Source organism: Aquimarina sp. AWH4_224 (genome assembly GCF_056160245.1).
The window spans coordinates 137,266-161,890 of the sequence record NZ_JBSWWU010000001.1; the positions used below are offsets into that span (position 1 = coordinate 137,266).

General features: G+C 36.3%; 24 protein-coding genes and 1 pseudogene. 8 read left to right on the plus strand and 17 right to left on the minus strand.

Annotated elements, in window-relative coordinates; all coding sequences use genetic code 11:
* The first annotated feature begins 152 nt into the window (after nucleotides 1–152).
* Entirely contained in the window at nucleotides 153–851 is a 699-nt protein-coding gene (gene cmk / locus ACXAGJ_RS00580; RefSeq protein ID WP_474836173.1) for a (d)CMP kinase, read from the plus strand.
* On the opposite strand, the gene ACXAGJ_RS00585 is transcribed toward cmk, so the two are convergent.
* Together ACXAGJ_RS00585 and ACXAGJ_RS00590 are read right to left on the minus strand one after the other, a co-directional pair.
* Nucleotides 852–1,202 carry a hypothetical protein gene (locus tag ACXAGJ_RS00585; RefSeq protein ID WP_474836175.1) on the minus strand — a complete coding sequence of 117 codons (351 nt, stop codon included), beginning with the start codon at nucleotides 1,200–1,202 and terminating at the stop codon, nucleotides 852–854.
* A 218-nt stretch (nucleotides 1,203–1,420) separates the two neighbouring features.
* Nucleotides 1,421–1,798, minus strand: coding sequence for a LysM peptidoglycan-binding domain-containing protein (locus ACXAGJ_RS00590; RefSeq protein ID WP_473286677.1), 378 nt, complete (start codon nucleotides 1,796–1,798; stop codon nucleotides 1,421–1,423).
* 148 nt (nucleotides 1,799–1,946) lie between these two features.
* Between ACXAGJ_RS00590 and ACXAGJ_RS00595 the strand changes: the two genes are divergently transcribed.
* Both ACXAGJ_RS00595 and ACXAGJ_RS00600 read left to right on the plus strand, forming a co-directional pair.
* Nucleotides 1,947–2,735, plus strand: coding sequence for a tRNA pseudouridine synthase A (locus ACXAGJ_RS00595; protein WP_474836177.1), 789 nt, complete (start codon nucleotides 1,947–1,949; stop codon nucleotides 2,733–2,735).
* Between the two features lie 4 nt (nucleotides 2,736–2,739).
* The gene (locus ACXAGJ_RS00600) at nucleotides 2,740–3,375 is read left to right on the plus strand and encodes an MOSC domain-containing protein (RefSeq protein ID WP_474836179.1); all 636 of its coding nucleotides are present in this window, start codon (nucleotides 2,740–2,742) and stop codon (nucleotides 3,373–3,375) included.
* A 17-nt stretch (nucleotides 3,376–3,392) separates the two neighbouring features.
* Here ACXAGJ_RS00600 and ACXAGJ_RS00605 read toward each other — a convergent pair whose 3' ends face one another.
* The 5 genes and pseudogenes from ACXAGJ_RS00605 to epsC all read right to left on the minus strand — a co-directional run bounded on the left by ACXAGJ_RS00605 (nucleotide 3,393) and on the right by epsC (nucleotide 8,762).
* Nucleotides 3,393–4,427 carry a 2-dehydropantoate 2-reductase gene (locus ACXAGJ_RS00605; protein ID WP_474836181.1) on the minus strand — a complete coding sequence of 345 codons (1,035 nt, stop codon included), beginning with the start codon at nucleotides 4,425–4,427 and terminating at the stop codon, nucleotides 3,393–3,395.
* A gap of 10 nt (nucleotides 4,428–4,437) precedes the next feature.
* Nucleotides 4,438–6,555 carry a DNA helicase RecQ gene (gene recQ / locus ACXAGJ_RS00610; RefSeq protein WP_474836183.1) on the minus strand — a complete coding sequence of 706 codons (2,118 nt, stop codon included), beginning with the start codon at nucleotides 6,553–6,555 and terminating at the stop codon, nucleotides 4,438–4,440.
* A gap of 133 nt (nucleotides 6,556–6,688) precedes the next feature.
* Nucleotides 6,689–7,065 (minus strand): annotated as a pseudogene (locus ACXAGJ_RS00615) (nuclear transport factor 2 family protein).
* A 21-nt stretch (nucleotides 7,066–7,086) separates the two neighbouring features.
* The gene (gene cysM / locus ACXAGJ_RS00620) at nucleotides 7,087–7,971 is read right to left on the minus strand and encodes a cysteine synthase CysM (RefSeq protein ID WP_474836185.1); all 885 of its coding nucleotides are present in this window, start codon (nucleotides 7,969–7,971) and stop codon (nucleotides 7,087–7,089) included.
* Complete coding sequence (gene epsC, locus ACXAGJ_RS00625; protein WP_474836187.1) at nucleotides 7,971–8,762, minus strand: serine O-acetyltransferase EpsC; 792 nt, start codon at nucleotides 8,760–8,762, stop codon at nucleotides 7,971–7,973. Before epsC ends, cysM begins: the two co-directional genes overlap by 1 nt.
* 189 nt (nucleotides 8,763–8,951) lie before the next feature.
* Between epsC and ACXAGJ_RS00630 the strand changes: the two genes are divergently transcribed.
* Both ACXAGJ_RS00630 and ACXAGJ_RS00635 read left to right on the plus strand, forming a co-directional pair.
* Nucleotides 8,952–9,632: a DUF2461 domain-containing protein gene (locus tag ACXAGJ_RS00630; RefSeq protein WP_073312953.1), complete on the plus strand. Its 681-nt coding sequence runs from the start codon at nucleotides 8,952–8,954 to the stop codon at nucleotides 9,630–9,632.
* A gap of 100 nt (nucleotides 9,633–9,732) precedes the next feature.
* On the plus strand, nucleotides 9,733–10,722 hold the full coding sequence (locus tag ACXAGJ_RS00635) for a type I glyceraldehyde-3-phosphate dehydrogenase (protein ID WP_474836189.1): 990 nt from the start codon (nucleotides 9,733–9,735) through the stop codon (nucleotides 10,720–10,722).
* Nucleotides 10,723–10,799: 77 nt separating this feature from the next.
* On the opposite strand, the gene ACXAGJ_RS00640 is transcribed toward ACXAGJ_RS00635, so the two are convergent.
* The 6 genes from ACXAGJ_RS00640 to ACXAGJ_RS00665 form a co-directional block, all read right to left on the minus strand.
* The gene (locus tag ACXAGJ_RS00640) at nucleotides 10,800–11,549 is read right to left on the minus strand and encodes an SDR family NAD(P)-dependent oxidoreductase (protein ID WP_474836191.1); all 750 of its coding nucleotides are present in this window, start codon (nucleotides 11,547–11,549) and stop codon (nucleotides 10,800–10,802) included.
* Nucleotides 11,550–11,563: 14 nt separating this feature from the next.
* Nucleotides 11,564–12,157, minus strand: coding sequence for an FMN-dependent NADH-azoreductase (locus ACXAGJ_RS00645; RefSeq protein WP_474836193.1), 594 nt, complete (start codon nucleotides 12,155–12,157; stop codon nucleotides 11,564–11,566).
* 49 nt (nucleotides 12,158–12,206) lie between these two features.
* Complete coding sequence (locus ACXAGJ_RS00650; protein ID WP_474836195.1) at nucleotides 12,207–12,788, minus strand: TetR/AcrR family transcriptional regulator; 582 nt, start codon at nucleotides 12,786–12,788, stop codon at nucleotides 12,207–12,209.
* Nucleotides 12,789–12,856: 68 nt separating this feature from the next.
* The gene (locus ACXAGJ_RS00655; RefSeq protein WP_474836197.1) at nucleotides 12,857–13,381 is read right to left on the minus strand and encodes a GNAT family N-acetyltransferase; all 525 of its coding nucleotides are present in this window, start codon (nucleotides 13,379–13,381) and stop codon (nucleotides 12,857–12,859) included.
* Between the two features lie 8 nt (nucleotides 13,382–13,389).
* A complete protein-coding gene (locus ACXAGJ_RS00660) occupies nucleotides 13,390–14,139 on the minus strand; it encodes a C40 family peptidase (protein WP_474836199.1) in 750 nt (249 codons plus the stop codon).
* Nucleotides 14,140–14,193: 54 nt separating this feature from the next.
* On the minus strand, nucleotides 14,194–15,372 hold the full coding sequence (locus tag ACXAGJ_RS00665; RefSeq protein WP_474836201.1) for an acetyl-CoA C-acyltransferase: 1,179 nt from the start codon (nucleotides 15,370–15,372) through the stop codon (nucleotides 14,194–14,196).
* A 178-nt stretch (nucleotides 15,373–15,550) separates the two neighbouring features.
* Here ACXAGJ_RS00665 and ACXAGJ_RS00670 point away from each other — a divergent pair, with 178 nt between their 5' ends.
* Nucleotides 15,551–17,596, plus strand: coding sequence for an HD family phosphohydrolase (locus ACXAGJ_RS00670; RefSeq protein WP_474836203.1), 2,046 nt, complete (start codon nucleotides 15,551–15,553; stop codon nucleotides 17,594–17,596).
* A gap of 77 nt (nucleotides 17,597–17,673) precedes the next feature.
* Nucleotides 17,674–18,228 carry a hypothetical protein gene (locus ACXAGJ_RS00675; RefSeq protein ID WP_474836205.1) on the plus strand — a complete coding sequence of 185 codons (555 nt, stop codon included), beginning with the start codon at nucleotides 17,674–17,676 and terminating at the stop codon, nucleotides 18,226–18,228.
* Here ACXAGJ_RS00675 and ACXAGJ_RS00680 read toward each other — a convergent pair.
* From ACXAGJ_RS00680 to ACXAGJ_RS00695, 4 genes are all read right to left on the minus strand, one after another.
* Nucleotides 18,215–18,496: a DUF3817 domain-containing protein gene (locus ACXAGJ_RS00680; protein WP_474836207.1), complete on the minus strand. Its 282-nt coding sequence runs from the start codon at nucleotides 18,494–18,496 to the stop codon at nucleotides 18,215–18,217. The genes ACXAGJ_RS00675 and ACXAGJ_RS00680 overlap by 14 nt on opposite strands.
* A gap of 3 nt (nucleotides 18,497–18,499) precedes the next feature.
* Nucleotides 18,500–19,738: a mechanosensitive ion channel family protein gene (locus ACXAGJ_RS00685; RefSeq protein ID WP_474836209.1), complete on the minus strand. Its 1,239-nt coding sequence runs from the start codon at nucleotides 19,736–19,738 to the stop codon at nucleotides 18,500–18,502.
* A gap of 149 nt (nucleotides 19,739–19,887) precedes the next feature.
* Entirely contained in the window at nucleotides 19,888–22,512 is a 2,625-nt protein-coding gene (locus ACXAGJ_RS00690; protein ID WP_474836211.1) for a TonB-dependent receptor, read from the minus strand.
* 134 nt (nucleotides 22,513–22,646) lie between these two features.
* A complete protein-coding gene (locus tag ACXAGJ_RS00695; protein WP_474836213.1) occupies nucleotides 22,647–23,162 on the minus strand; it encodes a hypothetical protein in 516 nt (171 codons plus the stop codon).
* A gap of 204 nt (nucleotides 23,163–23,366) precedes the next feature.
* Between ACXAGJ_RS00695 and ychF the strand changes: the two genes are divergently transcribed.
* Nucleotides 23,367–24,461: a redox-regulated ATPase YchF gene (gene ychF / locus ACXAGJ_RS00700; protein WP_474836215.1), complete on the plus strand. Its 1,095-nt coding sequence runs from the start codon at nucleotides 23,367–23,369 to the stop codon at nucleotides 24,459–24,461.
* Nucleotides 24,462–24,625: the final 164 nt, after the last annotated feature.

Here is a 24,625-nt window from a genome sequence, read left to right on the forward strand (position 1 = left end):
CTGATGCATTAGGATGTGTCTAATGTCATTGAGGGCAGTTTAAGTTCTTTAAGTAAAGGGTAAGGTTTTAACTTTTTACTCGAATATGAGTTAGTTTGAATTGTTTAAGGTATTTTTGATGTAGAATTAAATTCTGAAAACAGGAATACAGCTTGGAAAATAATAAAATCATTATTGCAATAGATGGACATTCATCTACAGGAAAAAGTACAGTAGCCAAACAGTTGGCAAAAGCTTTGCGCTATATATATGTGGATACTGGAGCTATGTACAGAGCAGTAACACTATACGCAATGCGGAAAGGATATATAGATGTTGATCATTTTGATGTGGAAGCCTTGGAAAGTGAGTTGCCTTTGATACGTATTAGATTTGAAAGAAACGCTAATAATGGGTTGGCAGAGGTGATTTTGAATGATGAAAATATTGAAAAAGAAATAAGAGGGTTATCGGTATCCAGACATGTAAGTAAGATCGCTGCAGTATCTGCTGTTCGTAAAAAATTGGTCGAACAACAACAAGAAATGGGTAAAGATAAAGGTATTGTTATGGATGGTAGGGATATAGGAACGGTAGTATTTCCTAATGCAGAATTGAAATTATTTATGACAGCGACGGCAAAGGATCGAGCAGAACGACGCTATTTAGAACTAAAGGAAAGGGGGGACGATGTAAGTTATGAAGATGTTCTAAAAAATGTAGTTAACCGGGATCATATTGATAGTACACGTAAAGATTCACCATTGAGAAAAGCTAGCGATGCAATCAAAATAGACAACTCTAATCTTACTCTTGATCAACAGTTTGAGCAGATACTGGTATTGGCACAAACAAAAATTAAGAACTCTTAGTTAATTGGTGTCCGAAACATAATCGTGTTCATTGGTGTATTTGATAATGTTTCTGGATTCATAATACCTTAGCGTATTTTTGGTCCATTCTATAATCTCTACATATTCATCACCTCCACGAATAACCAATACACGATTTAACATCAGATCATTATTCTGGACAGTGATAAACCTTTTTATAGAAATATCATTCACTTCATAAAAAGCCTTTTCATTGATAATTTGATAAGACTTTCCGGTATTCAATACCACCTGATCTTTACGTTCGTAAATTATGTCTGTTTTTGACAGTGATTGGGCACATGTAGGTATTGAATAGCATAATACAATAAATAGTAATATCCTGTTCATACAAGTTGAGCTTTGGTTTCAAAATATAAAAATACGGTAAAACCACAAAATAATTAGGGTAATTGGCGGAATTTACTTGTTTTTCAGGGTAAAAAGAGCAAAAAATCGATATAATACATAAAAAAGCTACTTTTTGGAGGAGTTTTTATTAAAAAAAAGCCGCAATAATAATGTTATTGCGACTTTTCTGTTGTTTTTATAGTATGGAAAATACTTTCTTAGAGATTTGGGATCACTAATTCCTGATCTGGATGGATAACATCTGGATTTTTAAGAATGTTAGTATTCGCCTCAAAGATTTCTTTATATTTCATTGGGTCACCATAATAGTGTTTAGCTATTTTACTTAATGATTCGCCACTTTTTACCGTATGTCTGTGATAAACAGAATTATCTGATACGTCAATGTCAGCCATAATATCTGATGGAGATTCACCTCCAATTTCTTTAATTTTGTCCCAAAGTAGATTTTTCTCATATTGAGTCTTGGCAGTTCCCTTTATTTTAAGAGTTCCGTTTTCTTCAGAGACATCACCGCCTTGGATATTTAATTGTTGCCCTAGATCCAAAACTTCTTGATACTTAGCTTTTACCATAACAAAGTTGATTTTAAATTATTAATTAGATTTACTCAAATATAGTGATTCTTCACCTATCTTTTTTAAAGTTTTAGGATTAAAAAAGAGTGTTTTATCGTTGAAATACATAATTTATCTATATTCGGGGACTACATAATAAAAATCAATGTTTAGAAAACGTTTCTATTATTTATTAGAATTACAATACTTAGGGTTTAGATATCACGGTTGGCAAAAACAACCTACAGTAAACACATTACAAAGAATGGTAGAACGTACTGTTGCCTATGTTTTGGAACATAAAGATTTTAAAGTATTAGCAGCGGGGAGAACGGATGCAAAGGTATCTGCCAATCATGCATTTATAGAATTGTTTGTAGATCATGCCCCTTTGGATGTCGAAGAATTTTTGCCCATTTTCAATAGAAATCTTCCGCAGGATATTAGAGCTTTGAAGATAAGTGTTACTGACGAGCATTTTAATATCATTCAATCTCCAAAAGTCAAGGAATATTTATACTTATTTTCTTTTGGTTCAAAGTTTCATCCGTTTTGTGCTCCCTTTATGTACAATATTTTGGAAGACCTGGATATAGAAATCATGAAAAAAGCAGCCCAATTGTTTGTCGGGAAACACAATTTTAGATCGTATTGCCATCGCCCTTCGGAGAACACGATTTTGGAAGGAGAAATACTTTATTGTGAGATAGAAAAAAATGATATCTATATGGCAAATTTTTTTCCAGAAGAGAGTTATCTTTTACGAGTAAAAGGAGAAGGGTTTAAAAGAAATCAGATTCGTTTAATGATGGGAGTTTTGTTGGATTTGGGTAGAGGAAAAGTGGATATAGATTTTATAAAACAAACGTTGAATCCAGATGCAGAAGAAATTGTATTAGAGCATATCGTACCAGGATCAGGCTTGATTCTGAATAAAGTAGACTTAAAACCATAATATAATGAAAGTGTTATCAACAAACATAGGTGAATCCACAACCATACTCTGGAGAGGAAAAGAAGTGAAAACAGGGATTTATAAATACCCAGTGGACCAACCGATCTTTTTAGACAAAGAAGATGTAGCTGGAGATCACGTTATTGACAGGAGATATCATGGAGGGGTTGATAAGGCTTGCTATTTATATGCAGCGGAGCATTATCCTTTTTGGAAAGAAAAGTATCCCGATTTAGACTGGAATTATGGAATGTTTGGAGAAAATCTAACTGTTTCCGGTTTTCTGGAAGAAGCTATTAAAATAGGGTCTGTTTATCAACTAGGGACTGCAAAGGTACAGATTTCGAGACCCAGGCAACCGTGCTATAAGCTAGGTGTTCGATTCGGAAATCCTGCGATTATCAAACAATTTATCGATTCTAAGTTGTCTGGAGTATACGTGAGAGTTATCGAACCTGGATCTGTAAGTGCAGGCGATGAGTTCATTCTGGATAATGAAAATACCCAGGGGATCTCTATTAAAGAATTAAATACTTTATTGTTTCATTATAACGCTGAAGAACACGTTGAGCTTTTAAAGAAGGCAGTTGAAGATCCTTTGGTGTCTGATAGTGACAAAAAGTATTTTCCGAAGGACTAAACATACTTCTTGAGCTTCTAGGCAATCTCTTTTAATAAGGTGGTTGCTTCTATCCTTTTTCTGGGAAGAGAAGAAGCATTTGCAATTTCGCTTTCTTTGATCAATTGAATTATTCTTGTATTGGCTGGGCAGGCTATTTCATGTTTTTGAGCAGCTTTTATAATCGCACCGTTCAAATAATCGATTTCTGTCTTTTTGCCTTGAGAAAGATCCCACCACATCGATGTTCGTACTGTTGGATCGATGGCTAGCATTTTGTTGGCCACCAGATTAAAAAGAAAATTAGGTAAGCTAAGTACCAAGGGAAGGTATCTTGCAGGCAAGGATGTGAGTTTGGGTAATTGAATATCCAAAGAATTAGTAACCTTAAGCAACTCTTTCATTAATGCTGCAATCACTAAACGATAACCTCGTTGCTGGAGCATATTCTTGACCGGGATATCAGCTAATGCATTCACACTATTCCCCAGGTTGAGTTGTAATTTAGCCCATTGTAATTCCAACATGGCTTTGGTTTCTTTAACTGGTAACATTTTACTATCCAGTACTTCGACCAATTCTGTAATTACTTCAGGTTGTTCAATTGGTGTTTCGATATGCAAGGTCCCCTCTGATCCACGATGCAAATGACCAGGATCAGGTTCTGCCACATTAAAAGGAACCATGACTCGCAAAACCTGATTGTTTGGAAATTGTTCCTTAATCATTTGCTCAGATCCCAAACCGTTTTGACAACATAAAATTATAGTATTTGGACCCACAAATGGTTTGATATCATTGCTCACCTTTTGCATTGTAGTGCACTTTACGGTAACCCAAAGAAAACGACAATGCATATTATTGTCGGTTGCCGAAGGTATTTCTGAATCGATAAAATACAACTTAGGAATATTGACTTCATTTTTATGATAGTCGGTTAATCGAAGTCCATTTGCTAATTTCTTTTGGGTTTGTGGTCGACAAACCAATCTAGTATCCTGTCCCAAAGAAGTAAATATACCTCCTAGAAAACCTCCGATCAATCCAGCGCCAAAAACGATATGTGAAGACATAAGATTAGTATTAAGTAGTCGAGTCTTTTTTGTCTAATATAGCCAAACCAATTTTTATAGTGTTGTAATCTATTGTTCCTTCAAAGTGTTCGAAATAGGGTTTGAGTGTCTCAGGGCTGTTCAGTATCTCTTTAGCTTTTTGAATAGCTGTAATGTTTTTCTTATCAATAAATTGATGTAGATCTATGGCTTCACCATCTTCGTATAGTTTGAAGATGTGAGAAAAAATTGTACTGGCTGTCAGTTTTCTTTCGACTGCAATTTCTTCCAAAGAAAGCCCATTCTTCAAAAGGGTTAATGTTTCTGTATGAGTTTTTCCCTTTTTGGTGGTTTTTCTTTTCTTTTTTGGAGGGTCTACAAAAGCTTGAATTTCTTTGATAAACTGATAGCCGTAATTTTGCATCTTCTGGCGTCCTACACCATTAATCAGTATAAATTCTTCATCGGTTACAGGTTTGTGCTTTTCCATTTCCCGTAAAGTAGCATCATTGAAAATTTGATACGCAGGAATTCCTGCTTTTTTGGCAAGTTCTAAACGTAATAATCTTAGCTTTTCAAATAAATCATTACTCGCAACCTGATCCGTGTTGATCACGGGCTGTTTTACTTTCTCCAATTCTTTTAAATGTGCTAGACTTACCTTTTCTCCTTCAAACAATACTTTCTTGGATAAAGCAGTTAGCTTTAGTTTGTTATTTTGATGAAATGCAATTTCAAGATATCCTTGATTGATGAGTTGTATGATGTATTGTTGCCAATCTCTCCAGGCAATGTCGCGACCAATACCGTAGGTTTTAAGATTTTGATACCCTTGATCAACAACAATTGCATTTTGTGCTCCTCTTAGAACGTCTATTACTGTTCCAATAGGTTCCTGTTCTTTAATTCTTGTGACGCAGGATAAGGCCTTTTGGGCCAGGATTGTCCCATCGATTATAGTAGGGGGATTATTGCAAACATCGCAATTACCGCAATCTTTTTCTATCAATTCTCCAAAATAGCTCAATAGTATTTTGCGTCTGCAACTCAAGGATTCTGCGTATTGTTTCATTCTATCCAATTTGGCCAATTGGATGTCTTTATTACCAGACATATCTGCAAACTTTTGCAGTTGTACAACATCGGCATAACTATGAAACAATAGAGTAGAAGAGGGAAGCCCGTCGCGGCCGGCACGACCAATCTCTTGATAGTATCCTTCTATGTTTTTGGGTAAGTTATAATGAATTACCCATCGTACATTGGACTTGTCGATCCCCATACCAAAGGCAATGGTAGCACATACTATTTGTATACTATCATTAATAAACTTTTCTTGTACTTCGGCTCGTTTTTGATGTTCGATCCCAGCATGATATGCTGCAGCACTAAAACCTTTGTTGTTTAACTTTTCTGCAAGCGCCTCTGTAGTTTTTCTGCTCAGGCAGTAAATGATCCCACTTTGAAAAGGTTTATCAGAAAGGAAAGTATAGATCTGCTCGATACGTTTATTTCCCGGTCGTACTTCTAATGCTAGATTTTTACGATCAAAAGAAGCTAGATGTAATTTGGCATTTGGGATATTCAATTGATCACAGATATCTTTTCTAGTAGCCTTATCCGCCGTAGCAGTTAAGGCGATTATTGGGGTTTCGGGAAATTGTTTTTTCAGATATCCGAGTTGTGTGTAGGCTGGTCTAAAATCATGTCCCCAAGCTGAAATACAATGAGCTTCATCAATGGCGATTAAGCTTATCTCTATTTCGTTGAGTAGCCCTTCCAAAAAGTGTAAGCTTTCCGGAGCAACATATAGTATTTTAATAGCCTGATTAGCGATGTCCTGAAATATTTCTTGTTGTTCTGCTTCGTCTTGACTACTATTTACAAAGGCAGCTTTAATTCCGTTAGCCTTTAATCCATCTACCTGATCTTTCATTAATGCAATCAGTGGAGAAATGACTAAAGTGATACCTGGTAGTAATAACGCAGGTAGTTGATAACAAATCGATTTCCCTCCACCGGTTGGCATAATAACCAAGTTATCCTTTCCTTCAAAAACAGCATCTATAATTTCCTTTTGGAGATCACGAAAGCTGTCATATCCAAAATATTCTTTGAGGGTGTTTAGTATCAGTTGTGATTCAGGCATAGTATTAGCAATACTGTATTCGGTAAAAACGTTAGTATAATAAATTAAATTACAATAATAGAAGTGTTCAGTTTTATTTTTTGAAACTGTATGTATTTTTGGTCAATTCCAGGATTACGTCATCGACTACAAATCAATACATGGAATTCTCATTTGCAGAATGTTCAGGAATTTGCTGGATGGCATCCCAATGTTCAACAATTTTCCTTGTTCGTCAAAACGAAAAAAGTCCATGGTTACATATTGATCATTTCCAGGCCATGTTTGATGGGTATGTAAGGAGACCAAATCCCCCTCGGCGATGCAACGCACAAATTCTATGGTTTTTTCTGGATATTCACGTTGCATACGTCCAAAATACACTATAAACCCAGATTTCCCGTCTTTTACGTCAGGATTGTGTTGAATATAATCTGCACCTACAAATTTTTCTATCGCTTCTTTGGGATTGCCTTCATATGCCATTTTGTAGAAGGCAATGGCATTATCTTTATTTTGCTGTAAGTTCATAAGAGAAAGTTTACCCTAAATCTACTCAAAAAGATCAGAACTTAGGTATCGATCTCCACGATCACAAATAATAGCAACAAGAACACCGCTCTCTAAAGTTTCGGCAAGCTTTAAGGCAGCTGTAACAGATCCACCGCTGCTCATTCCAGAAAAGACCCCTTCTTCTTTGGCTAATCTTTTAGCCATTGCCGTGGCTTCTTCCTGGCTTACTTCAATGACCTGATCTACTTTTTGCGGATTAAAAATTTTGGGCAAGTATTCTTTTGGCCATTTTCTAATACCTGGTATTCTAGAGTCATCTGTAGGCTGTACCCCCACAATTTGCACGTCTTTGGATTGTTCCTTTAAGAAAGTAGAAGTTCCCATAATTGTGCCTGTGGTTCCCATAGAAGAGACAAAATGGGTGATTTTACCTTCGGTATCTCTCCATATTTCAGGACCAGTGGTTTTATAGTGTGCTTTCCAGTTGTCATCATTTCCAAACTGATTCAGCATTACATAGCCTTCATTGTTTACTTTTGCTTCTGCATAGTCTCTTGATCCTTCAATACCGATATCTGCAGAGGTTAAAGTTACTTTTGCTCCATAGGCTCTCATGGTTTGTACCCGCTCTTTGGTAGAGTTCTCCGGCATGACCAGTTCAATATTGAGATCAAAGATTCCTGCAATCATAGCTAACGCAATACCGGTATTACCACTAGTGGCCTCGATCAATTTTGTATTTTGATCTATGTCCCCTCGATCTAAAGCCGATTTGATCATATTAAATGCTGCACGATCTTTAACGCTCCCACCGGGATTATGACCTTCCAGTTTTAAATAAAGTGTGATATTTGGGTTTTTAACAAGGGATTTCACCTTTACCAAAGGCGTGTTACCAATCAGGTCTAAAATGCTATGAGACATTAAACAACTTTTTTAATCTTGATTTCTGAAGTATTTGAAATGATGGAGTTTTCTGGTACCGAAGAGGTAATCCAAGCATTACCACCGATTGTGCTATTAGCTCCGATAACGGTACTACCGCCCAAAATTGTGGCATTAGCGTAAATGGTAACGTTATCTTGTACGGTAGGATGTCGTTTTACGTTGCGTAGTTTACGATCTACATAAAGACCACCTAGTGTAACTCCTTGATAAATCTTCACATTATCTTTGATGATGGCAGTTTCTCCAATCACTATTCCCGTAGCGTGATCAATAAAGAAGGATTCTCCTATTTCTGCTCCTGGATTTATATCTGTACCTGTGAGTCGATGAGAGTACTCAGTCATTAATCGCGGTACCATAGGTAATCCAAATTTCAGTAGTTCATGACTCAGTCTATAAATCGCTATAGCATAAAAACCGGGATAGGCCAGATATACTTCCTCTATAGAATTTGCCGCAGGATCACTTTTCATAAAAGCCTCGGCATCTCTATTCAATTTTTGTAAAATACCGGGTAGTTTTTCCAGATAAGATTGCCAAAGTTTGCTGCAAGGTTTTTCAGTTTCCCAACACGCCAAATCAATCAACTCTTCAAAAGTTTCTTCAAGAAGGTCAACATTTTTGGCTACTTCGGTGTCTGAATCAAATAGGGTATAAAAAAGCAAGTTCGTAAAATACTCTGTACGCTCTTTTAAACGGAGGCGTAAATTGGGATTTTTCTTTTGCTCTTTTATTCTTGCTATGATAGCATCTCGCTCTTTGGACATCATCTTACGTTTAAAACTCTAGTAAATATATAGAATAAAGAATACATAAGTCACAATAAGTTGCAAATCATTACATTTTTAAAGGAAATATAACAACTCCAACCTAAAAATGGCATAAATGCATAATTTTTAGTTAAACTTAAAACTGGGAGGTAGATTTTAGATAAATTTAGTGGTAAAGAAAAACTTATGAATACCATACCAAAATCAGCATTTGAATTTTTAAAAAAACTAAAAAAGAATAATCATCGGGATTGGATGACCGAAAATAAAAAGGAATATCAAGCGGGAGAAAAGGTATTAAAAGCTTTTTATGCTTCCATAGTAGAACGATTGAATGAAAATGATGAGATAGAGAAAACAAAGGTATTTCGTATCAATAGAGATATTAGATTTAGTAAAGATAAAACCCCGTATAATGTACATCGAAGTGCCAGTTTTAGCAGAGCGGGAGCCCATAGAAGAGGTGGATATTACCTGCGTTTAGAACCTGGTAATTCTTTGGTAGCGGGTGGTTTTTTTGGCCCTCAGCCAGCAGATTTACTACGTATTCGTAAAGAATTCGAAATGGATGATCAGGAAATTAGAGAAATATTATCAGCTCCTGATTTTGATAAGGCTTTTGGTGGGTTTAATACTGAGTTTCAGGTAAAGACTGCTCCAAAGGGTTTTAGTAAAGAACATCCTGCTATAGATCTCATCAAAAACAAATCTTTTTTTGTATCTCATAGCTTCACAGATCAAGAAGTTTTTGCCGATGACTTTTTGGACAAAGTGATCTATCATTATGAGTTGTTAAGGCCTTTTTTTGATTACATGAGCGATGTGCTTACCACCGATTTGAATGGAGTATCTTTATTAGAAGATTGAAGCTTTTAATAGTAATTTTAATAATCTTTTTTCGACAAAAATAGTGGAGAAAAACAGATGTTTTCTCTTTAACTTTTTACCAACATTAACTTAAAAAAATATGAAAAGAATAGCCATAAATGGGTTCGGACGAATAGGAAGAGCCGCATTGAAAGTAATTATGGACGAGCCAGATATGCAAATTGTGGCCGTTAATGATTTAATGACCATCGAAAATGCAAAATACCTTTTAAAATACGACAGTGTATATGGCGTGTACGATAAAGAGGTGAGTGTTGATGGGAATCACCTAGTCGTAGGTGATCAAAAAATAATGTATCTCAATCAACGTGATCCAGAACAATTACCGTGGAAAGAAAACAATGTTGATATTGTTATTGAGAGCACAGGTTTTTTTACGAATAGAGAAGATGCCGAAAAGCATATTAAAGCAGGAGCCACAAATGTGGTAATATCTGGTCCCACAAAAAGTATAGATACTCCAACTGTTGTGCACGGAGTAAACACTGAAGATGGAAAAACCAATATATTTTCTTGTGCAAGTTGTACAACAAATAATATTAGCCCGGTAGTAGAGATATTAGGAAGAACTATAGGGATTAAAAAAGCAATTTTGAATACAATTCATGCATATACCGCTTCGCAAACTTTGGTGGATGCTCCGTCTAAAAAGAATCCAAGGATGGGTAGAGCAGGAGCAGTTAATTTAACTCCAACGACAACCGGAGCTGCAATTGCTACTACCAAGGCTTTACCACAATATCGAGGTAGGTTTGATGGGGTGGCAGTAAGAACACCTGTTCCCGTAGGCTCAATAAGTGATGTGACTTTTATTGCCGAAAGAGCAACTACTCCCGAAGAAATCAATGAGATATTACAAAAAGAATCAGGAACAGATCGATATGCTGAAGTATTGGATGTTACTTATGAACCTATTGTCTCTTCTGATATTCAACAAAGTCCATATGCAGCAATTGTTGATGCTTCTATGACCAGAGTGGTAGATGGAGATTTGGTAAAACTGATGATTTGGTATGACAACGAATGGGGATTTACCAATCAAATGATTCGACAGATCAAAGAATTATAAGCGATTATCGAATAAGATATAAAAAGGCCGTATGGTTTATGAACTATACGGCCTTTTTTAGTGGTTATTGTTTTGATTTAGATTTGACTTAAACCACCGTCAACTTCTATTTCAATACCATTGATGTAGGATGCGTCTTCAGAAGCCAAAAACAATGCAGTTTTGGCGATCTCTTCAGACGTTCCGAATCTTCCTAGTGGTACTTGTTCTCCAAATCCTGATCCCATTTCTTCGATAGTTTCTTGTGGTAATCCCATTTTGTCGTAGATAGGAGTAGCAATTGGTCCTGGAGCAATAGAGTTTACTCGTATTTTGCGTGATTTCACTTCAGAAGTTAATACTCTTTGGTAAGCTCTTAAAGCTCCTTTGGTAGCAGAATACACACTAAAACCATCAAATCCTTTTTGTGTAACAATAGAATTAGTGAACAAAATAGTACCCCCGTCATTAATATGAGGTAATGCTTCTTTTGTTGCCAAAATAGGCCCTTTTACATTAGTGTTGAATAATGAATCGTAATGTGCTTCGGTTACTTCATGAGTAGGAGTAGGAGGTGCGATCCCTGCATTCAGGAAAAGTACATCAATTTTTCCGTAAGCTGCTACTGCTTCCTGAATGAGCTTGGTATTGTCTTCAGGTTTTGAAACATCAGCAGTAACAGTTATAAAATCTCCTTCAAGCTCATTAGCTACTTCTTCTAGTGCCTCTGGACGTCTTCCTGAAATTACCACCTTGGCACCTTCTTCTAAGTATAATTTTGCTGTGGCTAATCCAATACCGCTATTCGCTCCTGTAATAACGGCTACTTTGTTTTCTAATTTTTTCATTTTTTATTTTAATGTTATAGTGATAAGTTTTGAATTTTAGTTTTAGCTCCTTCCAGAATTTCTTCGGCGTTGGTCATGATTAAATCGGAATTAATAAATTCGATATCAGTAATTCCTAAGAAATTGAGAAAAGTGGTCATGTATCCTGTTACGTGATCAACTTCGGTACCTAGCTTGGTACCGCCAGTAGTGATAATCACATAGGCTTTTTTGTTTTTTAGTAATCCTTGTGGTCCGTTTTCGGTGTATTGAAAGCTGATTCCCGCTCGGGAAATAAGATCGATATACGTTTTTAAACCGGCTGAAACGCTAAAATTGTACATAGGAACCGCAAATAGATAAGTATCAGCCTCTGCAAACTCTGTTGCCAGAATGTTAGAAGCTTTAATGGCTTCTTTCTGGGCAGTAGTTTGTTCATTTTCTGGTGTGAAATAGGCGGTTACACTGTCTTCGTTACCCAAATGGATAAGCTCGTCATAATAGGCGTCTCTATGTATGGTGGTATAATCAGCTTCATTTTCTAATTTGCTTTGTAGCACATCTGCCAATTGTCTACTGATAGAGGTGGATTTTCTTGGACTACTGTCTATTCTTAATAAGGTTTTCATTTTATTTTGTTTTATTTGAAACGATCGTTTCATATTAGAGTAAAAAAAATTAATATAATGCCTTTAGTATGGTGTTTACTAAATTGTCTAGTTCTTCTTTATTATTGTTTAATATGCCTGTCATGCGTAACCCTTGGATAGCTGAATATAGATATAAAGCATATTGGGCTGCAGTTTGATCTTGATTAAAGATTTTTTCCATTTGCCCTTTGTACACGATGTCCTCTAACATGGCTGTGGTTTGGTCCTGACTTTGTTCCATAAAGGATTTGATCATTGGTTCCTGATTGGTCATTTCTGACTTACAGTTTACCAAAAGACAACCTTTTTTGTTGGTATCATTTTGGATGTCCTCAACATACATGTTGAAAATTGCTTTAATAGAGTCGGAGGCGTTATGGGTTTGAATCAACTCTTTTTTCATATTGTCCTTACCACAAGATCTATAATGATTAAGCACTTCCATAAACATGCCCAATTTACTACCAAAAGAATTATAGATACTAGATCTATTTAGCGAAGTGGCATCTACCAAATCCTGCATAGAAGTTCCGTTGTATCCATTTTTATGGAATACATCAGTTGCATTTTGCAATACTTGTTTTCTATCGAAGGTTTCTACTTTTGGCATTTTAATTGAAATGTTCGTTTCAAAATTAAATAAAAAAAAACACGGAACTGTTATGAAAATCATAAAGTTTATAATTCCAATTTCATCATTACATCGGTTTGAATCTCGGTACCTAGCACAAACTTATGTGTAGTAAAAGCTTTAAATCCCCACCGTTCATAAAAACGAATAGCTCTTGTGTTTTGGTCCCAAACCCCAAGCCAAACGCAATTTGATTGTAATTCTTTGGCGATTGATAGGGCTTTATGCAGTAATACCTGACCAATACTTTTTCCTTGTTGTTCTCTTATAACGTAGATACGTTCTATTTCTAAAGCATTAAGATCTACAGCTTCGGTTTGAGCATTCTGGGTATTTAACTTGATGTACCCTACCACAGTATTTTGTATACGAGCAAAATAAAACTGGGAGTAGGGGTGCAGAAGTTCTTTGGTGATTTGATCTAGGGTAAACTTTTGCTCAAGATAGCTTTGGATATTTTCTTCGGTATTTACAGGAGGACCAAAGGCCTCGTAGAAGGTGTTATGTCCTATTTCTAACAGCTTTTCTTTGTCTCTTAAGGTAACTTTTACTATTTCTAAATCTTGAGACATCGTAAGGCCTAAATAATTCTTTTGATTACCCGTAGGTTGTGGGTATGCGTTCTTCTTTCCGCATTATAAATCCCCGTATGATCTATACGATCCACGCGCACTTTGCCATGCGCGTGGATGATATAGTTATCTTTCATCATGATACCGACATGTATGATGTTACCTTCTTCGTTATCAAAAAAAGCCAGATCGCCGGGCTCACTTTCTTCTATAAAACTTAATGCTTCTCCCTGAGTTGCTTGCTGCGAAGCGTCCCGAAGTAGTTGATATCCATTTAATTTGTAAACCATTTGGGTAAAACCACTACAGTCTATCCCAAAACTGGTCTTACCTCCCCATAAATATGGAGTATTTAGAAACATCAATGCAGTTTCTATCAAGTGTTCTTTTTCACTTTTTTGTGTAATGGTATATCCTTCAAAAGTATGTTGAAAAAAGTCCAAAGCTCCAAGAGAAGCTCCTAGTGGAATAGGCATCAATTGATTTTGATCACAATTTACAAACTCTACCAAATCACCTGATAAACAGATATCCTGTTCATCAAAGTTTTTATACTGATCTTCGGTGATATCCAGATATTGTTTGTTATCGATCCAACCTTCATACTTATCATAGGCTAGGCGAATCTTACTCCACTTTTTACGTTTCTCGAGTACTTTAAAATGTTCTCCATACAAGACCTGAGTAACCATTTCACTTGGGTCACTGGGTTCTGCACGTAAAGGAACAATACTTAGGTTACAAATGCCGTATTGCATTATCGGTAATTAGGAATTAGCAATGTTATAGAGCTACGCTCTTGATCAATAAAATTATAAACGCTCTATTACCATAGCAGAGGCACCACCACCACCGTTACAGATTGCTGCGGCTCCAATTTTAGCATTGTTTTGATCCAGTACATTGATCAAGGTAATCAAAATACGAACCCCAGAGCATCCTAATGGATGTCCCAAAGAAACAGCTCCGCCATTTACGTTGGTATTCTCATCGCTAAGTCCAAGAATTTTAAGATTTGCTAAACCTACTACAGAGAATGCTTCGTTGAATTCGAAGAAATCAACATCATCTAAACTAATACCTGCTTTCTCGATAGCTTTTGGTAACGCTTTTGCAGGAGCAGTAGTAAACCATTTTGGTTCGTGAGCTGCATCTGCATAACTTTTAATTTTAACTAGAGGTTGTAATCCCAGTTCTTTGGCTTTATCAGCACTCATTACTACTACAGCTCCCGCACCATCATTAATAGTAGAAGCATTAGCAGCAGTTACCGTTCCATCTTTGCTAAACGCAGGTCGTAAAGCTGGAATTTTCTCCATTTTTACGTTTTTGTACTCTTCATCTTCCGTAACCATAACAGGTTCTCCACGACGTTGTGGAACAGGTACGGGTACTACTTCATTATTAAATTTACCATCTGCCCATGCTTTTGCAGATCTTTCGTAAGATTGGATAGCAAAAGCATCCTGATCTTCACGACTAAATTCATATTCATTGGCACATAAATCAGCACAAACTCCCATTGCATTTCCATCGTAAACATCTACCAAACCATCTCGTTGCATTCCATCTTCCAGGGTTTGAGGACCAAATTTATGTCCTGCTCTTAGTCGAACGTAATGCGGAATCAAACTCATGTTTTCCATACCTCCGGCAACGATGATATCTGCATCTCCCAAAGCGATAGCTTGAGCAGCATGCATTACAGCTTTCATACCACTGGCACAAACTTTATTTACCGTAGTACAAGGAACGTGATCACCTATACCAGCACCAAGCGCGGCTTGTCTTGCTGGAGCTTGTCCGTTTCCTGCTTGTACTACATTTCCCATAAAAACTTCTTGAACAAGAGAAGGGTCTAGGTTGATCTTATCTAGTGCTCCTTTTATGGCGATAGCACCCAATTGGGTTGCCGGCACAGTAGACAAACTTCCTAAGAAACTTCCAATTGGTGTTCTTGCTGCAGATACAATTACTACTTCTTTACTCATTATCTGTAATTTAAATTGTGTGTATTGTTTGCTGCGAATTTAAGGATTTTTGTAGGATAAAAACTAAGTAAAAAGTTAAGAGTTAGCTGTAATACAGGTATAATTCTTAATTCTAGAGGGATACTTCGTACATCTAAGTTTGATTTACTACTTTTGAGTAATCAATAGAACGTAATTTGTGAGACGCTTTTTGAATAAATTTTATAAAAGACAATCTTTTATTTACAGGATTTTTCTTTTTATAACTACTACTGCACTTATTGTCTATTTGTTTCCTAAAGGGGGGATATTTAAGTACGAGTTTACCAAGGGAAAACCTTGGCAATACGAAAACTTATATGCTCCTTTTGATTTTGCCATTGCGAAGACAGAAGAGGAGATCGAAGAAGAAAAAAAAGACATTACCGATAATACAATCCCTTATTTTGAATACGATACTATTGTTTCTAATACTGCCAAAGAATCCTATGACGAGGCATTTAATAATTATCTGAAAGTCTTTAATCAAACCAGTGCTAGGGATCAGGCAAAGTTGTTTGGTCGAATCCTGCTTAACGATATTTATCGATACGGAGTTTTACAAAGTACGAGTCCGTATGATGAGCAGCGACAGATTTTTTTAAACAAAGGAAACGAAGCTGAAGCCATCACTTATGGGCAAATTTTGACTTCTAATGAAGTGACTAACCTCATTAACTCCAGAATAGATAAGAGTGAATATGCAAAGTTCAAAAGTGATTTTGTAGCTTTATTTTACGATTTGGTAAAGCCCAACGTAAAACTCAATGAAAGATTAACACAGAGCACACTAGAGAATGAGTTGGCCAAAGTACTCCCCACTAGAGGAGGAGTATCAAGAGGAAGTAGGATTATCGCTAGAGGAGAGGTTGTAGAAGGAGGTAAGTTGCAGATCTTGAATTCATTAAAAGCAGAATACGAATCTCAGGTATGGAGTGCCAAAAACTTTTACTGGATCGTTTTGGGGTATAGCCTTTTAGTATCCTTGGCATTAATGATGCTTTTATTATTTATCAGGAAATACAGGAACGATATTTATGAAAATAATACCCAAGTCACCTTTATTTTCTTTAATATTTTGTTTATTGTTTTGGTATCTACTTTGGTGGTGAAATATCGCTCCGAATACATCTATGTAGTGCCCTTATGTATATTGCCTTTGGTTCTTAAGGCTTTCTTCGATTCGCGTTTAGGTTTATTTACTCATGTTATTACAGTATTGATATTAGGTTTTGTCGTGCCTAATAGCTATGAGTATACATTTTTACAAATCATTGCAGGTATTGTTACGATATTGACGATTTCAGAATCTTTTAAAAGAGCTAATCTTTTTATTTCGGTGGGTCAAATCACCATCATCTATATCATTGCCTATATATCTTTTCATATTATACATGAAGGGAGTGTAAGTAATATCGATTGGACTACCGTTGTTTTGTTCGTGATCAGTGGATTCGCAACCCTTATTGTGCACCCATTGATTTATGCTTACGAAAAGATTTTTGGTCTTATTTCTGATGTTTCCTTGTTAGAACTTAGTGATACCAATTCGGTGTTGCTAAAAGAATTGTCAGACAAAGCTCCTGGTACATTCCACCATTCTTTGAATGTCGCAAACATTGCAGAAGCAGCGGCCAATGAAATTGGAGCAAATGCCATGTTGGTTAGAGTTGGAGCACTGTATCATGATATAGGTAAGATGGCAAATCCTACTTATTTTACAGAAAACCAATCGGCATCGGGAAATCCACACGATGTGTTGTCTCCAAAAGAAAGTGCAAGAATTATTATCAATCATGTAATAAGAGGGATTGAAATCGCTAAAAAGTATAAACTTCCAGATCGGGTCATTGATTTTATCAGAACGCACCACGGTACAAGTACAGTATATTATTTCTATACCAAAGAAAAAGAAAGTAATGAAAATGTGAATATTGAGGACTTTCAGTACCCTGGCCCAAAACCGTTTTCAAAAGAAACTGCAATTTTGATGATGAGTGATAGCGTAGAAGCTGCATCAAAGAGCCTTAAAAACCCTACCAGTAGCTTGATAGATTCTTTTGTAGAAAAGATAGTCAATAAGCAAATGGAAGATGAGCAATTTCTAAATGCTAATATTACCTTTAAGGAAATTCAACAGGTGAAGAAGGTTTTTAAACGTAAGCTCACGAATATCTATCATTTACGGATCGAATATCCGGAGTAATTGTGTTTTTTCGCTGGCATGGTTTTGCGGCACATTGTTTGATGCAGTAATCCTAGCAAATTTTAAACACAATCAGGATGAAGAATTATCTTTTTTTATTGGCTTTACTTAGTTTACCATTTACTCATGTTTCTAATGCACAACTACGCATAGGAGGGGGGATATCTATAGGAGTAAATATTGACCTTCCTCTGCCAGAAATTGCGGTAGTAGTAGGAGGCGCATCGTGCCCACAACCTCAAAATAGACGCCCAATAGTTCATAGCTATGGTTCGATTAATCATCAAAATGGTCCTTATGGAAGGCATATTTATGAAGTAACAGGAGCAAGATTGCAACCAACATCTAATCAAGAAGAACGTATACTATATTATTTGGACTCTGGAGATGTATTAGAACTCATAACTCATACCGTTAACCCCAATGATTACAATTATCATTATTATGACGGGAATTGCGGTGATTGCTGGACAAATAATAACAGTATCGTCGCAATTTATATGAATCAAGAAGAAATCCCATTGCATAATGGAAGCATATCGCTACAACCAGAAGTCAATGGCAGACTACATAGCGTAATTAACCTTCATAGTATCTATGATGGTGATTTTAATGGTACTATTGTGTTTTAGTCAGATATTTTTTATCCATCCAAAAAGTTCCGAAAGGAATTATAGAACAAAGTAATACGATAGCTAGGGTTTTGTTATTCCATTGTTTTTCGAACTTTACAACAATGGCAAATACGATGTATAACAAGAATAGCACCCCATGTGCCATACCGATGACTTTATTGGGTTCAGGTGATTCGAACATATACTTTAGGGGCATAGTTACAAATAAAATAAGTAGGTATGAGATACCTTCTAGATAACTGATGAGTCTAAAACCTTTTATCATAAATTATGTATTGATATTATAATCCAACTCAAAAACTTCGAGTTTAAAATAGGGGATAGCAGATAGTAGGTGATCAAAGATATCTGCCATTATATTTTCATAGTTTTTCCAAACCTTATCATTACTAAACGCATAGATCTCAAGTGGAGTTCCTTGAGCTGTGGGAGCTAGTTGTCTGCTCATGATGGTCATATCTTTGTTGATATAAGGGTGGTTTTCAAGATATAACTCTACATAAGCTCTAAACACTCCCATATTAGATAGGTTTCTACCATTAACCAAATTACTTTTGTCAATGTTGTTTTGTGTATTAAAGGAGTCTATTTCCGATTTTCTTTTCTGAAGATACGCTTTGATGATTTCAATTTCCTGAAGTTTATTGATATCTTCTTCTGAAAGGAAACTAATACTTGATGTTTTGATCAAAAGTGATCTTTTGATTCTTCTCCCACCAGAATCCATCATTCCTCTCCAGTTTCGAAACGATTCTGAAGTAAGGTGATAGGTAGGGATAGTAGTAATGGTTTTATCAAAATTCTGAACTTTAACCGAAGAAAGATTAATTTCTATTACATCTCCATCAGCACCATATTTTTCCATGGTAATCCAATCTCCAATACGTACTGTGTCATTTACGGCAACCTGAATACTGGCAACAAATCCAAGAATAGTGTCTTTAAAAATTAATAAAATAACAGCAGACATGGCACCAAGTGCGGTTAGAAACGTCCAAATGGATTTTCCGGTGGCCGAAGAGAATATAAAGATACCCCCGATAACCCAGACAAAAATCATAAAAACCTGTACATAACTATCGATAGGCTTGTCCCTAAAAGAATCTAAAGATTTTAGGAAATCCCGAAATGTCCTAAGAATACTTCGCAAAATCCAAATTGTTAATACGATTACCATGATATCGAATAAGATCTCAAGGTACTTTTCTGTAGTTGGGAAAGCCGCAAATAATTGAGGCACAATCCATACTGTGATAGACAGCGGTACAATATGAGCCAGATAGTCAAAGGTATTGTTCTTTACCAGATAATCGTCGAAAGTGTTTTTTGATCTTGATGCGTATTTCTTAAAAATAGTGATAAAGACTTTTTTCATGATAAAGTGTATCACGAATAAAGAAACGATCAATATGGCAAGACCAATAATTAAATTTAAATATTCTGAAGTGTTCTCTGAAAAGCCTTTGGAAACAAAAAGCTGATAAAAGTATCGGGTAATATCTTCCATAGAAAAGGAATACTAGTTTGAGCGCAAAATTAAGGGTATACGGATAGTAATAAAAAATTATTATAAGGATTTATGATTTAATTTAACGTAAACAAACAAGAACCGCCATATACAATGATATGGCGGCTTTGATAAAGTGTTTTTGTAATCTAGAAGTTGAAATCTAATCTTGCATAATAATATGCACCACCAAATCCCATTTGCACCGCATCCCAGTATCCACCTGCTTCGGTTTCTCCATCATTTTGTTGATCTGGATATTCGTTAAAAATATTATTTCCTCCTAAGGTAAGTTTTAGGTTATCGGTTAATTGATATCCCGCATTAAGATCTGCAGTTATTTTTGCGCCATACACATCTTCAGTGTCTGCAAAATCAATCAATACAATTTCGCTAAAATGAGTCAATCCTAATCCAGCATTGAATTTATCCTTACTGTAGTTTGCATTAAATGCAAATTTACTATCAGGAGCAGAAGCCAAGAGAAATGCCTTTTCACGTTCTCCAAAGAATATGCTTTCGTCCAAATTCCCATTTTTAACCTCTTCGATGGTCATGTTATTGATATTTCCTGCAAGGGTGGCAGAGATATTACCAAAATCAAAATTACCCTTCCAGGATAGGATGATATCAAGCCCTACAGTTTCGGTATCCACTCCATTTGCAAAAAATTGTGCTTCATTTACATTTGGAATTTGAGGAGCAGCAAAGGTTCCGGTAAGTACTATTCTGTCTTTTACATTGATGTAGTATCCATCTATGGTAGCAGTAAACCCACCAAAGCTAGCTGTTGCTCCCACGGCAGCATTTATCGCTGTTTCTTCTTCAAGGGATTCGATACCAAAAGAAGCGGTTACTGGGCTGTTATTTGGTGATAAAAGTGTCTCTGTAGCCACACCTCCTTGAAAATCGGTGAATCTTAAGTTGTAATATATCTGAGCTAAAGAAGGAGCTCTAAACCCTGTACTCACAGATCCACGAACATTAATGTTGTCTGACGCTTTCACCCTAAAGGCCAATTTACCATTTATGGTGCTTCCAAAATCACTATAGTTCTCGAATCGTGCTGCAGCACCCAATAAGAAGCTATCGGTTATATCCAATTCTGCATCTGTGTACAAAGAGAAGTTGGATCTGGATCGATCAACTTCGTTGGCTGGGCTATATCCCGGGAAACCTTGTGATCCTCCTGGTCGAAGTTCTCCAGAAATAGGGTCGGTAGGTTGAGTTTGATTAGCAGGATCAATAATGGGTAATCCATTTACATCATAAGTGGCATAAGATCCCTCTTCACCAGCAAAAATGATAAAGTTTTCGGTTCTATATTCAGATCCAAAGGCGATGTTTAATCCTTTCATAATGTTTGGATAATACTTGGAGAGATCAAGACTTGTGGTATTCTGACTTAAACTATGTCCACCAGCATCAAAGTCAGTAGGAGAGGACTCTTGCAAAGAAGCATTCAATGTTCCTTGTATGAAATAATGAAAGTTGTTTTTACCCCATGTGTTATTTACGTCAATTTTCCAACCGTTTTCAGTTTCAGTACGCACCCCAACCGACACTGAGTTATCGATGATGTTTGAAGTAATTCTTGGTGTAAAACCATTAGGGAATATTGCGGTTACTACTCTTTCACCGTCATTACGAGTAAAAGCAAAAGCATCGGTATCTCTGTAGTTTCTTCCTCCAAAGGCGTAAGCTTCTGTTTTTTTGGAAATAGGCACAGCGGCGTTTACGAAGAAATTAAACCCATCGATAGCCGCTTCACCAAAACCTCTCCTGAAATCAAACCCGGGACGAAGCGTCTTATTTTTACTTAAGAACTCTGTGGTAAAGTTGGCAAAACCGCCATCACCAATTTCTACTCCATAATTGGCAGTTACTTTTACGGATCCACCGTCAAAATCCTGATCATCACCAATACGATTTCCATCATTATCGGTATCTAATCGATTTCCATCTGTATTGGGAGTGCCATCGGGAAAATCTCCTTTGGCATTGGTGTTGTAAGCTCCGTAGCTTACACTTCCAGAGATGGTATTTACATCATTTTTAAGCACAATGTTGATAACTCCGGCGATAGCATCAGAACCGTATTGCGCAGCAGCACCGTCTCGTAATACTTCGATTCTTTTGATAGCAGTAGCGGGAATAGCATTAAGGTCGGTTCCCGAATTTCCTCTTCCTCGTGTACCAAAAATGTTAATTAAAGACGAAGAATGACGTCTTTTACCATTAATCAAAACCAAAGTCTGATCAGGTCCTAATCCACGAAGAGAGGCAGGATCAATATGATCAGCTCCATCAGATCCGGATTGTTTGTTGGCGTTGAACGAAGGAGCTGTATATTGAAGCAGTTCATTGATTTCAATCTTACCACTTTTGGTAATAATCTCCTGCATATCAATTATATCGATAGCTACAGGAGTATCGGTTGCTGTTCTTTTTGGGCTTCTGGATCCAACCACAATAATGGTACTTAGGGCTTCTCCTTCTTGTAGAATAACATCTATGATTTCTTGATTTCCAACTTCTACTTCTTTGGTTTCATAACCAATAAAGCTGAAAACTAATACAGCTCCTTCGTCGACAGCAATGGTATATTTACCTTGCTCATCGGTGGTGGTACCTTTTTCTGAGCCTTTTTCCAGAATGTTAACATAAGGGATAGGAAGACCTGCGGGGTCAGTTACCGTACCTGATACGATTTGTTGACCATAACTTAGGTACGTAGTGAATACCCCCAATAAAATGAGTGTGAATTTTTTCATAAAGTAATGTTTATTTAAGTTGATTGTCACCTTAAATATATCTAAAATATTTTACTTCGATTACTTTAAAAAAGAGCAGACATAAAAAAGGCCGGAAGTAATTCCGGCCAATATGAATAATTATGTTTTTGATATTATTTCAACTTATAGATAGTGGTAATGACTTCGTCTGTGTTATTGTCATATGATTCTAAAATAAGATTCTTGTCATTATCAAAATGCCCGACGGTATTATCTTTTCCTCCGGCGTTTAAGATATAATAACCATTACTAAGCGGTCTTGCTTTGCATACTTGATTACCAGTTTTGTTCAAAAGAGTAATTACAAAGCCTTTTCCATCGGTTACTTTGGTATATGCATCCATATCCGAAGAAGATTCTGATTTTTGAACTTGAACTTCCTGATCAGAATAAGTTGCAGATTGATTGGTTTTGTCTTCATCACCAGGGTTTAATTCGATTTTACTTTTTTTGGTAATGACTTCTTGTTTCGTAATCACTTTTTCCTCGCCGTTAGCTCCCTTAATTCTAATAATTTTGGTAACTGTTTCTTGCGAAGAATTTTCTTTAGGTTTTTCTGTAGTTTGAGAAAAACCGGGACTTGTAAATCCTAAAAGGATGACTGAGGTTAAAATTTTAAAAGTATTCATTTGTTTATAATTGGGATTCAAAATTAAAAAAAATGCTAAAAACAATAAAATATGCACTTTCATCGCCATAATCTGAAGCGTAAGTAGCGATTCGTTAATCTAATTCTTCATATTTGTTTCCTAACTAGGAATAATAGTATCTTTGCACTCTCAAAAACGAGATAATACATAAGAAATCTCTGTTCAAAATAACGCAATAGAATTATGAAAGCAGGTATCGTAGGATTACCAAATGTTGGAAAATCAACTTTATTTAACTGTTTGTCCAATGCCAAAGCGCAAAGTGCAAACTTTCCGTTTTGTACTATAGAACCCAATATCGGAGTGGTCAATGTTCCTGATCCCAGATTAGAGAAATTAGAAGAATTAGTTAATCCTGAGAAAGTGATACCAGCCACGGTAGAGATTGTTGATATTGCTGGTTTGGTTAAAGGAGCAAGTAAAGGAGAGGGGTTAGGAAACCAATTTTTGGGGAATATCAGAGAAACCGATGCGATCATTCATGTGCTTAGATGTTTTGATAATGATAATGTAGTACACGTTGATGGTTCTGTAGATCCTATACGTGATAAGGAAACTATTGATATAGAATTGCAGTTAAAGGACCTTGAAAGTATAGATAAAAAACTGGATAAGGTAAAGCGAGCGGCAAAAACAGGAAATAAAGAAGCGCAGAAAGAAGAGTCTATTTTATTACAATTGAAGGAAGGATTGGAAGCTGGAACTTCGGTAAGAGCTATCGGTGTTTCTGAAGATGATCGTGAAGTTTATGTAAAACCATTACAGTTGATCACGGATAAACCCGTATTGTATGTTTGTAATGTCGATGAAGGATCTGCAGTAAGCGGAAATCATTATGTAGACAAGGTAAAAGAAACTGTGGCTTCAGAAAATGCAGAGGTGATCGTTCTTGCTGTAGGTACCGAAGCGGATATTACAGAATTAGAAGATTATGAAGAACGTCAACTATTTTTACAGGATATGGGATTAGAGGAGCCTGGTGCTTCTGTACTTATTCGTGCAGCCTATAAACTATTAAATCAGCAAACCTATTTTACTGCAGGCCAGAAAGAGGTACGAGCATGGACAGTAACTGTTGGAGCCACTGCACCACAAGCTGCAGGGGTGATTCACACCGATTTTGAAAAAGGTTTTATCCGTGCAGAGGTAATCAAATACGATGATTTTGTACACTATGGTAGTGAGTCCAAAGCGAGAGAAGCGGGTAAACTAGGGGTAGAAGGAAAAGCATATGTTGTAAATGATGGGGATGTAATGCATTTTCTGTTTAACGTTTAGTAAAAGTATATTTATATAAAAAAAGGCCTTCTGCTGTTCGTCAGAAGGCCTTTTTGATTCCTGTTACGAATGCGATTGCCTTACTTTAGAGGTAATCTCATGTCTTTATAACTCTTAAATTTTCTATCGTTAAAAGGATGAACATTCTTTAAAAAAGAGATGAA

Bases quoted from the DNA above. Each gene is read 5' to 3' on its own strand.
- ACXAGJ_RS00585 (WP_474836175.1), bottom strand. From the start codon at position 1,202: ATGAACAGGATATTACTATTTATTGTATTATGCTATTCAATACCTACA.
- ACXAGJ_RS00590 (WP_473286677.1), bottom strand. From the start codon at position 1,798: ATGGTAAAAGCTAAGTATCAAGAAGTTTTGGATCTAGGGCAACAATTA.
- ACXAGJ_RS00595 (WP_474836177.1), top strand. From the start codon at position 1,947: ATGTTTAGAAAACGTTTCTATTATTTATTAGAATTACAATACTTAGGG.
- ACXAGJ_RS00600 (WP_474836179.1), top strand. From the start codon at position 2,740: ATGAAAGTGTTATCAACAAACATAGGTGAATCCACAACCATACTCTGG.
- ACXAGJ_RS00605 (WP_474836181.1), bottom strand. From the start codon at position 4,427: ATGTCTTCACATATCGTTTTTGGCGCTGGATTGATCGGAGGTTTTCTA.
- recQ (WP_474836183.1), bottom strand. From the start codon at position 6,555: ATGCCTGAATCACAACTGATACTAAACACCCTCAAAGAATATTTTGGA.
- cysM (WP_474836185.1), bottom strand. From the start codon at position 7,971: ATGTCTCATAGCATTTTAGACCTGATTGGTAACACGCCTTTGGTAAAG.
- epsC (WP_474836187.1), bottom strand. From the start codon at position 8,762: ATGTCCAAAGAGCGAGATGCTATCATAGCAAGAATAAAAGAGCAAAAG.
- ACXAGJ_RS00630 (WP_073312953.1), top strand. From the start codon at position 8,952: ATGAATACCATACCAAAATCAGCATTTGAATTTTTAAAAAAACTAAAA.
- ACXAGJ_RS00635 (WP_474836189.1), top strand. From the start codon at position 9,733: ATGAAAAGAATAGCCATAAATGGGTTCGGACGAATAGGAAGAGCCGCA.
- ACXAGJ_RS00640 (WP_474836191.1), bottom strand. From the start codon at position 11,549: ATGAAAAAATTAGAAAACAAAGTAGCCGTTATTACAGGAGCGAATAGC.
- ACXAGJ_RS00645 (WP_474836193.1), bottom strand. From the start codon at position 12,157: ATGAAAACCTTATTAAGAATAGACAGTAGTCCAAGAAAATCCACCTCT.
- ACXAGJ_RS00650 (WP_474836195.1), bottom strand. From the start codon at position 12,788: ATGCCAAAAGTAGAAACCTTCGATAGAAAACAAGTATTGCAAAATGCA.
- ACXAGJ_RS00655 (WP_474836197.1), bottom strand. From the start codon at position 13,381: ATGTCTCAAGATTTAGAAATAGTAAAAGTTACCTTAAGAGACAAAGAA.
- ACXAGJ_RS00660 (WP_474836199.1), bottom strand. From the start codon at position 14,139: ATGCAATACGGCATTTGTAACCTAAGTATTGTTCCTTTACGTGCAGAA.
- ACXAGJ_RS00665 (WP_474836201.1), bottom strand. From the start codon at position 15,372: ATGAGTAAAGAAGTAGTAATTGTATCTGCAGCAAGAACACCAATTGGA.
- ACXAGJ_RS00675 (WP_474836205.1), top strand. From the start codon at position 17,674: ATGAAGAATTATCTTTTTTTATTGGCTTTACTTAGTTTACCATTTACT.
- ACXAGJ_RS00680 (WP_474836207.1), bottom strand. From the start codon at position 18,496: ATGATAAAAGGTTTTAGACTCATCAGTTATCTAGAAGGTATCTCATAC.
- ACXAGJ_RS00685 (WP_474836209.1), bottom strand. From the start codon at position 19,738: ATGGAAGATATTACCCGATACTTTTATCAGCTTTTTGTTTCCAAAGGC.
- ACXAGJ_RS00690 (WP_474836211.1), bottom strand. From the start codon at position 22,512: ATGAAAAAATTCACACTCATTTTATTGGGGGTATTCACTACGTACCTA.
- ACXAGJ_RS00695 (WP_474836213.1), bottom strand. From the start codon at position 23,162: ATGAATACTTTTAAAATTTTAACCTCAGTCATCCTTTTAGGATTTACA.
- ychF (WP_474836215.1), top strand. From the start codon at position 23,367: ATGAAAGCAGGTATCGTAGGATTACCAAATGTTGGAAAATCAACTTTA.